Here is a 14,448-nt window from a genome sequence, read left to right on the forward strand (position 1 = left end):
GTTTTGAAAATCTTAGGTCAAACCGTCCGCATCCAAAACAAAGCACTTATTCAGCAAGCGCTAACTCACCGCAGCAAAGGTAAAAATAACAACGAACGGCTGGAATTTTTGGGTGACTCGGTGTTGTCTCTGGCGGTTTCACAGTATCTTTTTGACCACTTCCCACAATTGACTGAAGGGGATATGTCCCGCTTGCGAGCGCAACTGGTTAAAGGCAAAACCCTGGCAGAAATTGCGCGTCATTATGATTTAGGCAATCAAATCAAGCTGGGACCCGGTGAAATCAAATCCGGCGGTGTCAACAAAAGTTCGGTGCTGGCTGATGCGGTCGAAGCGGTGTTCGGGGCTTTGTTACTGGATCAGGGCTTTGACTTTACCCAGCACTATGTTTTAACAGTGATGCAACCCTGGCTGGACGCCATAGATCCCGATGAAATCGGCAAAGACGCGAAAACCGGTTTGCAGGAATATTTACAAAAACATGGCTATCAACTGCCTCAATATGAGACGGTGGCGGTTGAAGATACGGATAATGAGCCGACTTTTGTGGTGGTTTGTCAGATCAGTGAGCTTCATAAAAAAACCGAAGCTTCTGGCAAGAGTCGCAAAAAGGCAGAACAAAAAGCCGCTTCTCAAATGATGGCTTTACTGACTGATGGTTGATAAAAAAGGATTTAAAGCCGGTTATGTGGCGGTGCTCGGCCGACCCAATGTGGGTAAATCCACGCTGATTAATCAAGTGTTGCAACAAAAACTCAGCATCGTCAGTCATAAACCACAGACCACCCGTCACCAAATTCTGGCCATCTACCACAACCCCAAAGGTCAGATTGTTTTTTTGGACACACCCGGCATTCATAATCAGAAAAAAACCGCTTTAAATAAACAGCTTAACCAGACCGCACGCAGTTCGGCTCAGGAAGTCGATGTAATTTTGCATCTGGTGGAAGCCGGACAGTGGCATGATGAAGACCGGCGCGCCACCGAAATTGTGATGTCCGGTGGCGGCCAGAAAATATTGGTGATAAATAAAGTTGATCTGGTTGATGAAAAGAGCGAACTGTTACCTTTTGTGGACAATATACTTATCAATTTTTCTTATGATGAAGTGTTTTACATCAGTGCTCTAAAAAACAAGCAAGTGGATCACCTGGTCAGTAGATTACTGAACATGTTGCCCGAATCGCCGCCTTTGTATGATCCGTCGTTTATTTCTGATCGATCAACGCGTTTTTTTGTCTCAGAATTGATTCGCGAACAGTTAACTTTGCGTTTTCATCAAGAACTGCCTTACAGTCTGACCGTCACCATTGACGCGTATGAACCAGAAGAATCCATAACCCACATTCACGCCACCATCTGGGTTGAACGTGAACAACAAAAGCGCATCATTATTGGACGTGGTGGTGCTGCCATTAAACAAGTGGGCGTCAAAGCGCGGGCAGAAATTGAAGACTTTATTCAATCCCGTGTTAATTTAAAGTTATGGGTCAAAATTAAGTCAGCCTGGACTGATGACCAGCAGGCACTGGATGGCTTGGGTTATAAAGAACCCTAACCGTCATGATCACTGACCAGGCTTTTGTGCTGCATACCCTTACTTACCAAAACAGTAGCCAGATTGTCAGACTGTTATGCCGTCAGCATGGACGCATTGATGCCATAGCCAAAGGCAGCCGTGGCAGCAAATCTCCTTTTAAAGGCCATTTACAACCCTTCATTGAGACCGCCATATGTTGTCAGGGAAAGCGTGATTTAAAAACCCTGACCCGGGCAGAGCAATCAGCCGTCATCGGCAGCCTGAATTATCTTAACCAGGTGGCTATGTTGTATTGCAATGAATTACTGCTGTTGTTAAATATGGACGAAGAAATGGCAATCCGTGTTTATCCTGTTTACCGTGATTTACTGACAGCATTGGCAAAGAATCAATCTGTGGCGCTTTTGCTGCGATATTTTGAATTACAATTGTGTGAACTCAGCGGTTATGCATTGACCGTTGATCCGGACATGGCCGATGAAGCCATACTGGTTTTTCAACCGGATCAGGGTTTGGTGGGCAGTCATGGCCATCAAAATTGTGATGCGGACACTTTCCGTCGTTTTAGCCGATACGAGACAATAACGGATGAAGAGCTGCGAGGCTTAAATCGTTTATTCCGATCCGTGGTGCATCATCTGGTCGGCGGACGCCGTATCCGTTCACGAGAATTGTTGCGCCGTTAAGCGCCAAGGCCATCGGCAACATGGGCTTTTGTGGGCACAATCCGTTATAATTACCTTTTTTAAAAAGCCTTTTTTTATGTCGATTAAAAAAATACTGATCGCCAACCGTGGTGAAATCGCAGTGCGCATTATAGAAACCTGTCGCCAAATGGGTATTCGTACAGTGGCGGTGTATTCGGATACTGATCGTTACTCGAAAGCCGTCAGCATGGCCGATGAGGCGGTTTACCTGGGTGGGGTGGCGCTGTCTGATTCATACTTAAATGGTGACAAAATCATACAAGCTGCTCAAGATTGCCAGGCCGATGCGATTCACCCGGGTTATGGTTTTTTATCTGAACAAGCTGATTTTGCCAAAAAAGTGGATAAAGCGGGATTAATTTTTATCGGTGCACCGGCTCAAGCCATGCGTTTAATGGGTTCTAAATCAGCGGCCAAGAAAACCATGCTGGCTGCCGAAGTGCCTTGTGTGCCCGGTTATCAGGGTGATGATCAAAGCCCTGAATTACTGGCCCAAGAAGCTGATAAAATCGGCTTCCCGGTGTTAATTAAAGCCGTCTCCGGCGGTGGCGGTAAAGGCATGAAAATTGTTGAGTCTGCCGCTGATTTCGACAAACAGCTACAATCAGCCCAACGCGAAGCCCGTAATGCCTTTGGCGATGACCGCGTAATACTGGAAAAATACATCACCAAGCCTAAACACATTGAAGTGCAGGTTTTTGCCGATAGTCTCGGTCAAGTGGTGCATTTATTTGAACGCGATTGTTCCACGCAGCGCCGCTACCAGAAAATCATTGAAGAAGCGCCGGCAGCAGATTTGGATGACACAGTGCGCCAGGCCATGCACCAGGCAGCCGTTCAAGCCACCCGGGCGATTGAATACCGGGGTGCCGGTACCATTGAATTTATTTTGGATGATGAGCAGTTTTATTTCATGGAAATGAACACCCGGTTACAAGTGGAACACCGGGTGACTGAACTGATAACCGGGGTTGATTTGGTGGCCTGGCAAATTGCGGTGGCCGAAGGTCAGCCATTACCCAAAAAACAAGCCGATATCCAATGTCAGGGTCATGCCATTCAGGCACGGGTTTATGCCGAAGATGCGGACAATGACTATTTGCCGTCCACCGGTCTCATTGAACACTTACAATTTTCCACAGAAGAAAAGGGCTTAGTGGATTCCGGCGTGCGCGCCCATGACAGCGTCAGCATTCATTATGACCCCATGATTGCCAAGCTGGTGGCCTGGGGCGAAGACCGATCAGCCTGTATTCAGCGCATGCAACGGATGCTGAACCACAGTGCGGTGTTTGGTGTGACCACCAATTTGGGATTTTTATCGACCATTATTGACAGCAGTTATTTTAAACAACATCAAATTTACACCAACAGTCTCGACAATCAAAACCTCGATATTCAGCAACAAATCCCGCCGGCTGTGTGGGCGATTTTGGCAAGTCAGATTATGCCTTCTCACGCGTCGGCAAGCATGTGGGAGCAGGTCGGCGGTTGGCGCTTGCAACAAACCCGGCCACTCATACTCACGGTCAATGTCAATGGCCAAAGAGAGCAGCATCAGGTGACGATGAACACAGACGGTTATTTAGTGGATGGCCAATATCATTATCAGCCGACTTCCGATGATTTGTGTCACCGGCACCGGTATTTTGTCCAGGTGATACATCACAACCACCGATACACTTTTCAATTGCCCAACCACGATGTACAAGCCGTGGCTTCAGATGCCAATGCACTGTATGCACCCATGCCCGGTAAGATTATTGATATTAAAGTCAGTGAAGGCGCGCAGGTGGCTCAGGGCGATACCTTGTTAATTATGGAGGCCATGAAAATGGAATTGGCGATTAAAGCCGAACGTGATGCTGAAATTAAAACACTGGCGGTGGCAGTGGATCATCAGGTGAAGGCCGATGATTTGTTGGTGGAGCTGATGCCATGATGAGTTTGCCGCAAAGCATTAAAATCGTTGAAGTTTCACCCAGAGATGGGCTGCAAAATGAATCACAGGTTATCGCGGTTAATGACAAAGTTCAGTTAATTAATGATTTACGTACTGCCGGTGTTAAACACATTGAGGTCACCGGCTTTGTCAGCCCCAAATGGGTACCTCAGCTGGCGGATGCGCAGGAAGTGGCCAGACAATTAGCGCCCGATGAAGATGTTGTCTATTCTGCGTTAACGCCCAATATGAAAGGCTTTGAAGCCGCCATGGACTCAGGTATTAAAGAAGTGGCCGTATTTACCGCTGCTTCAGAAACCTTCAATCAGAAAAACATTAATTGCAGTATCGAAGAATCTTTTGAACGCTTTGCACCGATTTTAGAGCAAGCCAAACAACAGAACATCAAAGTACGCGGTTATGTTTCTTGTGTGTTGGGTTGTCCCTATGAAGGCGATATTGATTCGGAACAGGTGGCGGCAGTCAGTGAAAAACTGTTTGCCATGGGCTGTTATGAAATATCCCTGGGCGACACCATCGGTGTCGGCACCCCATTAAAAGCACAGCGCATGTTTGCACAAGTCGCCAAACGCATACCAACCAATTCCCTGGCAGTTCATTTTCACGACACCTACGGACAGGCCCTGGCCAATATTCTGGCCTGCATCCAGGAAGGTGCCCGCATAATTGACGCTTCGGTGGCCGGATTGGGAGGCTGCCCCTATGCGCCAGGTGCCAGCGGCAATGTCAGCACCGAAGACGTGGTCTATATGCTCCACGGCATGGACATTAAAACCGGCATTGATCTGGATAAACTCATCACCGCCGGCCAAAACATCAGCAAAGTCCTGGGTCGTTCTGTCAACAGCAAAGTCGCCAACGCCTGCCGGTCTTCCTCATGAAAACCATCATTTGGCAGGACTTCGAACAGGTTGAACTGCGGGTCGGCACCATAATTAAAGCGGAGGTTTTTAAACAAGCCCACAAACCCGCTTACCAATTACAAGTTAATTTCGGTGAAGACATCGGCATCAAAAAATCCAGTGCCCAGATTACGGATTTATACACCACAAAAGAACTCATCGGCAAACAAGTCATCGCCGTGGTCAATTTCCCGCCCAAACAAATTGGGCCCATGATGTCTGAATGCTTGGTGACCGGCTTTTATAATGAAGAAGGCGCTGTAATCTTGGCTGTTCCCGATAAACCCTGTAAAGACGGCGTTAAATTAGGATAATACCCATATGATATCATTGTTATTTTTGGAGAGTGGTCATGGCAGGCGGATGGTATAAAGACGGGGCGGTGCAGGATCAGATTGATGCCGATGTGGCGGATGCTGTAGCGCAGTTAAAAAAACGGCAAGCAACCGGGCCCAGTCTTACGCATTGTGAAGAATGTGATGCGCCGATTCCGAAAGCCCGGCAGGAAGCCATTCAGGGTGTTCGTTTGTGTGTAGCCTGTCAGGAAGAATACGATCAAACCGTCACTGATCGTACAGGATTTAATCGGCGTGGTTCCAAGGACAGTCAGTTACGGTAATGATTTTCAAACTGGTAACTTACAACATTCATCGGGCCATCGGGTTGGACCGTCGCTTTAGCCCGGAGCGCATTGCCGATATTATAAACACCCTTAATGCGGATATCGTCATGCTTCAAGAGGTGGATTACGGTGTGCCGCGCTCCAATGAATTAGATCTTGCGGCGACCCTGGCGGACATGTGCGATTACCCCTATCAGGCCACCGGATACAACGTCAGTTTAAAAAAGGGCTATTACGGCAATGCCACCTTAAGTCGGTTTCCGATTGTCGGTGAAACCAACATCGATTTAACCGTGGATAATAAGAAAAAACGCGGTTGTCAGCATACCTTGATTGATTTGGATGAATCGCGTAATGAACGTTTGATGCTGGACGTGTTTAATCTGCATTTGGGCCTGTCGGCCAAAGAACGCCAAAAACAAGCGGGTATTTTGTTCAAATCCCCTGAATTTTCCAATATCAATCCTGATTATCCCTGCATCGTCGGCGGTGATTTTAATGACTGGCGATCTTTGCTGCGGGCTTTATTTATTATTGGCCGGGATTTTCAATGCGCCACCGATCGCACCACCATTCGTGGCAATGAAAAAGCCATTAAAACCTATCCTTCCTTTTCACCCCGCGGTGGCTTAGACCGTGTTTATTACCGCGGCGGTCTGAAAGCCCTGAATGCCCATCGCTCTAAAATAAAAACCGCTAAAATTGCCAGTGATCATTTGCCGATAGTGGTTACCTTTGAGTTAATGAAAAATGGTGAAAGCCATAACACAAGTGGTTAAGTATTTGGACGTAAATGAGCCAAATGTTTTATTTTTTAACCACAAAGAACACAAAGGTTTTCACTGAGGGCACAAAGTTATTTAATCCATTATTATTTCCTTAGTGAACTTTGTGTGTCCTTGGTGTCCTTTGTGGTTAAATTTCTTTTAATACAGCGAGATTATTCCCAAAGATGCTGATTATCGGACTTAGCCGGGACGGGGTGGGAAATAGGCCATAAAAAAGGCGGCTCGGTGGCCGCCTTTTATCGTTAAGATTAATCCATTTACCAGATTTTGACACGATCTTCCGGGGCTAAGTACATGCCGTCGCCGGGTTTGACATCGAAGGCCCGGTAGAATTCCGGCATATTTCTTAAAATGCCGTTGGTGCGAAATTCAGACGGTGAATGCGGGTCGGTTTCAATGCGTTTGCGCAGCTCTTCATCTCGGTATTTGCGCATCCAGACCTGGGCCCAGCCCAGAAAGAACCGTTGGTCGGGGGTATAGCCGTCTATCACACGATTGGCAGTGTAATTTTCTTTGAATGCTTTGTAGGCGATGGCCATGCCGCTGAGGTCGCCGATGTTTTCCCCTTGAGTAAATTCGCCTTTGACATGAACATCATCTAATACGGTAAAGGCATCGTATTGTTTAATCAGTTTTGCCGTGCGTTCCTCGAATCGTTTTCGGTCTTCGTCTGTCCACCAGTTTTTCAGGTTACCGTCACCGTCATATTTGGAGCCCTGGTCATCAAAGCCGTGACCCATTTCATGGCCAATGACTGCACCGATACCACCATAATTAACGGCTTCATCGGCTTCTAAGTTAAAAAATGGTGGCTGTAAGATGGCTGCCGGGAACACGATTTCGTTTTTGGTGGGGTTGTAATAAGCATTCACCCGTTGAGGATTCATACCCCATTCGTGGCGATCAATGGGCTGCCCCAGTTTATCGCGGTTACGTTTAGTTAAAAAGCGGTTGGCTTCCACCAGATTGGCAATTAAATCATCGGCCTGAATGTGCATTTCACTGTAATCCCGCCATTGGTCGGGGTAACCCACTTTGGGGTTGAATTTGGCCAGTTTAACAAGGGCTTTTTCTTTGGTGGCATCACTCATCCAGTCCAGTTCTTTTATGCTGTCGCTATAGGCATCCCGCAGATTTTCAATCATGACATTCATGCGCTGCTTGGCTTGTGGCGGGAAGTGTTTTTCAACATAGATTTTACCCACCAGTTCACCGATTAGGCCGTTGACCAGATTAACGCCGCGTTTCCAGCGGGGTTCCTGTTCGGGGGTGCCGGTTAAAACGGTGCCATAAAAATCGAAACTGGCTTGTTCAAAATCATCACTTAAATAGGGTGCCGCAGATCGCAACAATTGCCATCTGAAATAATCCTGCCATTGATAAACATCAAATTCAGAAAGCGCCTTGTCGATGGTCGTTAAATAATCAGGTTGCATAACGATGAGTTGCTCCGGTTGCTCAATCATGCTTTCACTGAGCCAGGCATCCCAGTCCAGATTCGGCAACAGGACTTTTAGTTCGCCAAACGTTAATTTGTTGTAGGTTTTATCCCGATCGCGGTTTTGAATGCGGGTCCACTGGCCTTCAGCCAGGAATTTTTCCATTTGATAGACACTTTGTGCCATATCTTGGCTGTCTTCGTATTCGGCCAAATCAAACATTGTGGCGATGTGTTTCTTGTATTCATCTCGAATTTTTTGAGATTGCTCGCCTTCTTTAAAGTAATAATCACGGTCCGGTAAGCCGAGGCCGCTTTGACTCATATACACAATGTAAGTATCTGACTGCTTTTGGTCAATGTAAACATACATCCGTAAGGGTGAGGTGCTGTATATATCGGCATAAGCCATGTAGGCGCTTAAGTCAGATTTGGACTCAAGGGCATTAATACGGGCTATTTCATCGGCCAGTGGTTGCATACCCAGCAGTTCTAATCGATCGGTATCCATCCAAGAGGCATAGATGTCGGCAATTTTTTGTTCTGTGCTGCCCGGTTGGTTGTCGTGACTTGAGACGTCAAGAATAATTTCTTTCACATCCTCGCGGCTTTCATCACCGAGTTTGGTAAAAGAGCCATAATTGGATTTGTCAGCGGGAATTTCAAACGTTTCCAGCCAGTGGCCGTTGACATGGCGGTAAAAATCATCCTGAGGTCGGATGGATTTGTCCATATGGTCTAAGGTGATGCCTGATTGCACAGAATTTTCTGTGTTTTGTACATCAGTTTGTTTGGTTTGATTGGTTTGGCAGGCCATTAAGGGTAAACAAACGGCTGCCGTAAAAAATAATTTTTTCATGGAATTGAGTCGGTATTATAAAACCCTGTTATCTTAACTGGTTTAGACCTGGTCTGTATGTGTCTTTGGTCATGTTCGGAGGACAGGGGTCAGAGGTCAGAGGTCAGAGGACTGAGGACAGAGGACTGAGGACTGAGGACAGAGGACAGAGGACTGAGGACAGAGGACTGAGGACAGAGGCTTGCTTTGGATTTGAGTTCTTATCTCTGTTTATGTTTTTATTAACCACAAAGTTCACAAAGATTTTCACAAAGTACACAAAGTCATTTAATTCATTATTTTTTCTTTCGCGGCCTTTGTGAGTTCTTAGCGTTCTCTGTGGTTTTCAGAGGACAGAGGAATGAGGACAGATGACCGAGGTCGGACTGAAGAATTTCGACCTTGATGTTATTTGTTTTTAATTATGAAATTTTAAATAGACAACAATGCTGAGGTAAAGCAATCTATGTTTTTGTCCTGTTTTTTTTACCATGAAGTTCGCAAAAGTGTTCACGATGAGCACAAAGTTACTTATTTCATGATTCTTTTCTTTGTGGCCTTAGTGTATTCTTCGTGTTCTCTGTGGTTAATTTCCTTTAATGTTATAGACGCTATTTAAAAGGACGCTATGCCGGTTTTGTTGGCTGAAGTCAACGCCCCTTGGATTTAGCTTTTACCGCTGAGGGCTAAATCGGTGACCGCTTTTGTAACTTTTTGAATGCGTTTGTGTTGTTGTCTGAGAAGATCCTGATTGTCTTTGGGTTGTTGGTACCAATGTTTTAACCACTTTAAAGCCCTTTGATAGACCTGTTGATTAGCTTCTTGACCGGCCATGCGGTCTGCCAGGACATTGACCTGATAAGCCATGCGTTGATCCATATAGTCTTTGGGTGTTTCTAAACCGGTGAGGTATTCACCGGCAATTAGGCGTTCTAACAGATCGTCTGTGTCAGTATTTTGTTGTAATCGATCAGCAAACCATGACCCGGCATCAGTCGAAAAATCCGAGAGTTTCTTGTCCAATTCATCGGCTGATAGATCGCCTTGTTCGTGTTGGGTATACAGTGCATCGATATGTTGCCATTGCTTTATATTCCGGTTTAATCGTTGTGCTGTAAGTTGTTGTTTATACTGATCAAAATCCTGCAGTAATTGTTGTTGTTCTTTTTGCGAAACATGACCTTGTTGCGCCAGTTGATGCCAGTTGCCGTTGAATTCACTGCGCAATTGATCCAGTGCTTCGATATCCTGACATTGTTTTAATTGTTTGCGGGTGGTTTTGATCAATTCCAGACATTGTTTTTTTAGGGCGTTCATTTCCGCTTGTTGGGCTTTTTGTTCTGCTTGACGGCGGTTAAAGATCTTGTCGTTGGCACGCCGGAATTTTTTCCACAGGGTGCGTTCGACTTTGGGGCTGACATAACCGGCTTTGGGCCATTGTTTTTGGAGTTCTTTGGCCGTTTCAATGGCTTCGGATAAGTCCTCAACATCTGCCAGGGCTTTGGCTTGTTCGATTAACGCCTGTTTATTCTGTTCGGCTTTTTTGTACCCCTCGGATAGATGGTCATTAATGCGGTTCATTTCCCGGCGCAGGGCTTTGGCGGCTTGGCCACGGTCTTTGGGGGGTAATTTATCCAGATTTTTCAAGTAGTTAACCGCGGTTCTGACCAGTTTGCTTAACTCCTGTGGTACACCTTCTTCCAAATCAGCCGCTTGCATGGTTTTAATGTGGTGATTGATTTTTTCTAACTGTTGATCCTGCTGTTCGCTGCGTTTTTCAAAAAACGGTTGTGCCGGTTCAAACAGCGCCTGAGAAACAGTTCGGAATTCTTGCCATTGCTTCTGATTTCTCGGTGAATAACGATCACCGGGTAATTTTTCCATGTCTTCCAAATCGGCCCATTGCTGGTTGGCCTGTTGCAGTTTTTGCAGTACTGCGTCGGGATGCATACCGGAACCAACCAGCTGTTTAAGGTCTTCAATGAGTTGTTGGCGCACTTTGTCGTGGCTCCATTGTTGCCATTGTCTGAGTTCTTTAAGTTGATTCCATAGTTGATCGATCGCAAATTTATGTTTTTTAAGTGTCGGGTGGTTAAAGCCGGCCTCTTTTTGGTGCGCGTTCAGACGATTAATCAAAGCTTTCGCTTCACTGAGTTGACCGTCTTTAATTTTCGTTTTGGTGGGTTCGATTAAAGCAACTGCCTGGTCAGCCGCTTGATTGCGACGATCAGCGGTGGCAGTGATTTTATCGGCCAGGCGAGCGATACCGTCATCAAATTGATTTTGCAAGGCCACTAAATCAGCGGTGTCTGAAGCTTGTTTGGTTGCCCGTTGCCATTTATTCCTAAGTTGTTTAAGTGAGTGCGGTGCAGCAGTGCTTTGTTCTAATTGCCGGTTTAGTTCAGCCAGAATATCATGACATTCAGTCGGTGCCTGGGCATCTTGCTGGGCTTTTATTAAGTGCTCGTTGAGCGTCGCCAGACCTTGCTGCCATTGCGCTGTTTGCTCTTCATTGAGGGTATCAATTTCAGCGCTTTGGTACTGTTCTATGGTCTGTTGTAATTGGCTCAACGATAGGTTGTTAGCACGCTGACTGTGATTCAGTAATTGTGTTAATAAATGCTGCTGCTTTTGTTGTTTCTGTTGTTTTAAAAAAGCATCCCGGTAGTCGCTGTCGAGGGTCATTTTGGCGGTATTCAGAGCCCCGAGGTAACGGGTTTTAAGTTGATCGGAGAGTTGATCCTGAGGCAATTGGTGCCATTGAAGTTCGATGTCGTTTAAATCGACTTTTTGATTTTTTAGGACAACATGTTCTAAGCGTCGACATAAGTCTTCTGCCATTTGGTTTGGATCTTCGGGGCTTTGTTGTTGTAATTTTTGGGTGATGGCGGCTTTTAAGTCAGCATTTTTATGACCCAGCTGTTTTAGAATGCGCTTGAGGGTTGAGCCCTGATCGATGACGGCGAGGAGAGCGTGTTGCAACTCTGCTGATTGTACCGTCAATAATAAATCACCCAGTAATCCCTGGCGTTTAAGCTGACTAATGGCTGATTGCTGCAATGCCAATGATTGACCGTGCTTAATTAGATGGGCTTTGGCTTCATTGCTTTGTAGTTGCCGGGCGATGGTTTTATGCGTTTCTGTTTGCTGTTCCGGTGTGATGGCGGCTAAGAAATGGCTCAGTCTTTTATCTGCCAGTAATTGCAGGTCTTTATTGGAGTGGTGTTGGACAATGTGTTGTAAAACACTTAAGTCCTGAATTCGATTAAGGGCGGCTTTTTGAACTTTTTCGCTGCTGTCATGAAAAACAATGTCTGATAAATGGGCTTTGAGTTCACCCTCGCTGCTGTGTTGGATCGCGGTTAATCGGACTTGTTCATTGTTGCTTTGCCATTTTGGCTTGTTAAACCAATTCAGTATGCTCATCAGGCCACCTGAGATAATAAGTGTTGTTCAATAAATTGTAATTGTGCGCGACCCTCATCAAGGGTTAACAGTTCACGAAAACGGAATTCGGCGGGCAGTTGGGCCGAAAACCATTTAATGTGTTTTTTTGCCATTCGACACCCGCGCGCGACGCCATAAAACTGATGTAAATTTAACACATGTTGATATAAGGTTGTCATAATTTGTGCTGTTGTCGGTCTGCTGATTTTTTCCCCGGACATCAAATAGGTATGAATTTGGCTAAAAATCCAGGGATTGCCCTGAGCGGCACGTCCCACCATGAGACCATCGCAGCCCGTTTCATTCAACACATGCCGTGCCTTATTAGGACTGTCAATGTCGCCATTGGCAATGACCGGAATATTAAGCTGTTGTTTAACCGTTTTGATTAATCCATAGTCGGCCTTACCTGTGTATTTTTGTCGTTGGGTACGACCGTGAACAAACAGCGCGGCAATCCCGGCTGATTCTGCATCCTGAGCAATACGCTCGATATTGAGATGATGACTGTCGGTACCCAATCGGGTTTTTAAGGTCACCGGTACAGTAACGGCATCCACCACCGCTTCGCAAATGGCTTTGATTTGTTCAGGATAAGCCATCAGGGCCGAGCCACAACGTTTTCTGGCAACTTTTTTTTGTGGACAACCCATATTAATGTCGATAATCTGTGCGCCGTTGCTGACATTGTGTCTGGCTGCATCGGCCATGGCTTTGGGATCAGAACCGGCGATTTGCACCGCAATCGGTCCCGGTTCACCCTCATGATTCATGCGAAAGCGGGTTTTGGCGGTTTTTAACAGTGATAAATCACAACTGAGCATTTCACCTACGGCATAACTGGCGCCCAGTTGTTTACATAATTGACGGTAAGGGCGATCGGTGACACCGGCCATCGGTGCCAGCATCACCGGGTGTTCAATTTTGTATGGGCCGATGTGAAAATACATGAGCCGATTACACCAGTTGGCTGAAAATTTTAAAGCCGGACACCCAGGTGGCAATGGCTGAACCCACATTAGTGAGGATAAACACAAGAAGCACCCGAGTAACCGGGTTTTTCCACCAGCCCGCAAGCTTCATGGCATCGGTTTGCAAAGATTCAAAATCCTGTACTTTGGGCTTGCGCACCATGGTTTCCACCAGTGCCGCCACCATTCCCGCCGCAATCGTTGGATTTAAAGAAGTGAAAGGTGCCGCCAGCATGGCCGACAGAATCGTCAGTGGATGACCACCGGCGACGGCTGCGCCAATGCCTGATAAGAGTCCGTTATACAGCAACCAGATTTTGATGAGTGACCAGCCAAGGGCTTCTTCGGTGGCAAAGCCCCAGACGAAACCGGTCACAATAACCAGGGTGATCAGCCAGGGCAGTAATTTAAACCACTTCTTTTTCGGCGGGATGGATTCCAGTTCAGTAATGGTGTTTTGATTGTTCTTTTCTTCGGTGACGTAGCCTGTTAAGCCTTTTAAATGGCCGGCACCGATAACCACCAATACCTGTGGTTTTTCTTTGTCGGTTTTTAATTTTTCGGCATGGACATGGAGTTTAGCCGCCATAAACTGATCCCGCTCATCAATCAAAGAGCGGTAAATACCGGCTGAATTTTCAGACAGTTCGCTGAACGTGCTTTCCAGCATATCGCCGGTTTTGAGTTTTTCTATTTCTTCATCGCTGATTTCAGATTGCTCAAAAAATCCGCCAAAACCGAATATCAGGTTGACCTTTTCTAAAAAGGACAGTCCCCGCCAGGTTCGTTTCATGGTGATGCCGACATTGCGGTCAATGTTCCACACCGGCAGATCTTTGGCCTTCGCTGATTCGATTGCCTGTTTCATTTCCGCACCGGGTTCAATGCCCAGTTGGTTGGCCAGTCTTTTCTGGTAGGCGCTCATGGCCAGGTTGGTGGCAATCACACCGGTTTGCTTTTGTTTGATGATACTGATGAGGTCTAAATTACGGTAGCGGTTGGTGTCGGTCAAAGCCTGGTAACGTAATTCATCCAATTCGATGGCAACAGCATCATAGTCAGCGTGTTCGATGAGTTCTTTTACCACATCAGCACTTTTTTGAGAGATGTGGGCGGTGCCCAAAAGCGTGTATTCAATGCCCTGAAATTCGACGATTCTATGAGGCTGATCCGACAGCAATTCAGCAATATCCACTTTTTTCTTCCCAAAAAAAGCGGCTATTTTAGCACCG

12 protein-coding genes are annotated in these 14,448 nt (G+C 46.3%); 8 read left to right on the plus strand and 4 right to left on the minus strand.

All coding sequences use genetic code 11. The features are described from left to right. Positions 1–3 precede the first annotated feature (3 nt). From rnc to IEV16_RS04715, 8 genes are all read left to right on the plus strand, one after another. Positions 4–663 (plus strand): ribonuclease III, encoded by a 660-nt coding sequence (rnc, locus tag IEV16_RS04680; RefSeq protein ID WP_188364522.1) that lies wholly within the window; start codon positions 4–6, stop codon positions 661–663. Next, the gene (era, locus tag IEV16_RS04685; protein ID WP_188364523.1) at positions 656–1,558 is read left to right on the plus strand and encodes a GTPase Era; all 903 of its coding nucleotides are present in this window, start codon (positions 656–658) and stop codon (positions 1,556–1,558) included. The genes rnc and era overlap by 8 nt, the downstream gene beginning before the upstream one ends. Before the next feature lie 5 nt (positions 1,559–1,563). Further along, positions 1,564–2,226 carry a DNA repair protein RecO gene (gene recO, locus IEV16_RS04690; protein ID WP_188364524.1) on the plus strand — a complete coding sequence of 221 codons (663 nt, stop codon included), beginning with the start codon at positions 1,564–1,566 and terminating at the stop codon, positions 2,224–2,226. 76 nt (positions 2,227–2,302) lie between these two features. Continuing rightward, positions 2,303–4,189 (plus strand): acetyl/propionyl/methylcrotonyl-CoA carboxylase subunit alpha, encoded by a 1,887-nt coding sequence (locus tag IEV16_RS04695; protein WP_188364525.1) that lies wholly within the window; start codon positions 2,303–2,305, stop codon positions 4,187–4,189. 5 nt (positions 4,190–4,194) lie between these two features. Continuing rightward, positions 4,195–5,091, plus strand: a complete 897-nt coding sequence (locus IEV16_RS04700; RefSeq protein WP_443093949.1) for a hydroxymethylglutaryl-CoA lyase — start codon at positions 4,195–4,197, stop codon at positions 5,089–5,091. Further along, complete coding sequence (locus IEV16_RS04705; protein ID WP_188364526.1) at positions 5,088–5,426, plus strand: tRNA-binding protein; 339 nt, start codon at positions 5,088–5,090, stop codon at positions 5,424–5,426. Before IEV16_RS04700 ends, IEV16_RS04705 begins: the two co-directional genes overlap by 4 nt. 38 nt (positions 5,427–5,464) lie before the next feature. Next, positions 5,465–5,731, plus strand: coding sequence for a DksA/TraR family C4-type zinc finger protein (locus IEV16_RS04710; protein ID WP_188364527.1), 267 nt, complete (start codon positions 5,465–5,467; stop codon positions 5,729–5,731). Continuing rightward, on the plus strand, positions 5,731–6,513 hold the full coding sequence (locus tag IEV16_RS04715) for an endonuclease/exonuclease/phosphatase family protein (protein WP_188364528.1): 783 nt from the start codon (positions 5,731–5,733) through the stop codon (positions 6,511–6,513). Before IEV16_RS04710 ends, IEV16_RS04715 begins: the two co-directional genes overlap by 1 nt. A gap of 266 nt (positions 6,514–6,779) precedes the next feature. On the opposite strand, the gene IEV16_RS04720 is transcribed toward IEV16_RS04715, so the two are convergent. The 4 genes from IEV16_RS04720 to IEV16_RS04735 form a co-directional block, all read right to left on the minus strand. After that, positions 6,780–8,819 carry a M13 family metallopeptidase gene (locus IEV16_RS04720; protein ID WP_229728255.1) on the minus strand — a complete coding sequence of 680 codons (2,040 nt, stop codon included), beginning with the start codon at positions 8,817–8,819 and terminating at the stop codon, positions 6,780–6,782. A 645-nt stretch (positions 8,820–9,464) separates the two neighbouring features. Then, the gene (locus IEV16_RS04725; RefSeq protein WP_188364529.1) at positions 9,465–12,224 is read right to left on the minus strand and encodes a DUF349 domain-containing protein; all 2,760 of its coding nucleotides are present in this window, start codon (positions 12,222–12,224) and stop codon (positions 9,465–9,467) included. Beyond that, positions 12,224–13,195, minus strand: a complete 972-nt coding sequence (dusB, locus tag IEV16_RS04730; protein ID WP_188364530.1) for a tRNA dihydrouridine synthase DusB — start codon at positions 13,193–13,195, stop codon at positions 12,224–12,226. Before dusB ends, IEV16_RS04725 begins: the two co-directional genes overlap by 1 nt. 7 nt (positions 13,196–13,202) lie before the next feature. Further along, a complete protein-coding gene (locus IEV16_RS04735) occupies positions 13,203–14,411 on the minus strand; it encodes a TraB/GumN family protein (RefSeq protein ID WP_188364531.1) in 1,209 nt (402 codons plus the stop codon). Positions 14,412–14,448: the final 37 nt, after the last annotated feature.

It is taken from the genome of Marinicella pacifica (assembly GCF_014636635.1).
GTDB lineage: Bacteria > Pseudomonadota > Gammaproteobacteria > Xanthomonadales > Marinicellaceae > Marinicella > Marinicella pacifica.

Coding starts and splice junctions, on each gene's coding strand:
- era (WP_188364523.1), top strand. CDS start 656: ATGGTTGATAAAAAAGGATTTAAAGCCGGTTATGTGGCGGTGCTCGGC.
- recO (WP_188364524.1), top strand. CDS start 1,564: ATGATCACTGACCAGGCTTTTGTGCTGCATACCCTTACTTACCAAAAC.
- IEV16_RS04695 (WP_188364525.1), top strand. CDS start 2,303: ATGTCGATTAAAAAAATACTGATCGCCAACCGTGGTGAAATCGCAGTG.
- IEV16_RS04705 (WP_188364526.1), top strand. CDS start 5,088: ATGAAAACCATCATTTGGCAGGACTTCGAACAGGTTGAACTGCGGGTC.
- IEV16_RS04710 (WP_188364527.1), top strand. CDS start 5,465: ATGGCAGGCGGATGGTATAAAGACGGGGCGGTGCAGGATCAGATTGAT.
- IEV16_RS04715 (WP_188364528.1), top strand. CDS start 5,731: ATGATTTTCAAACTGGTAACTTACAACATTCATCGGGCCATCGGGTTG.
- IEV16_RS04720 (WP_229728255.1), bottom strand. CDS start 8,819: ATGAAAAAATTATTTTTTACGGCAGCCGTTTGTTTACCCTTAATGGCC.
- IEV16_RS04725 (WP_188364529.1), bottom strand. CDS start 12,224: ATGAGCATACTGAATTGGTTTAACAAGCCAAAATGGCAAAGCAACAAT.
- dusB (WP_188364530.1), bottom strand. CDS start 13,195: ATGTATTTTCACATCGGCCCATACAAAATTGAACACCCGGTGATGCTG.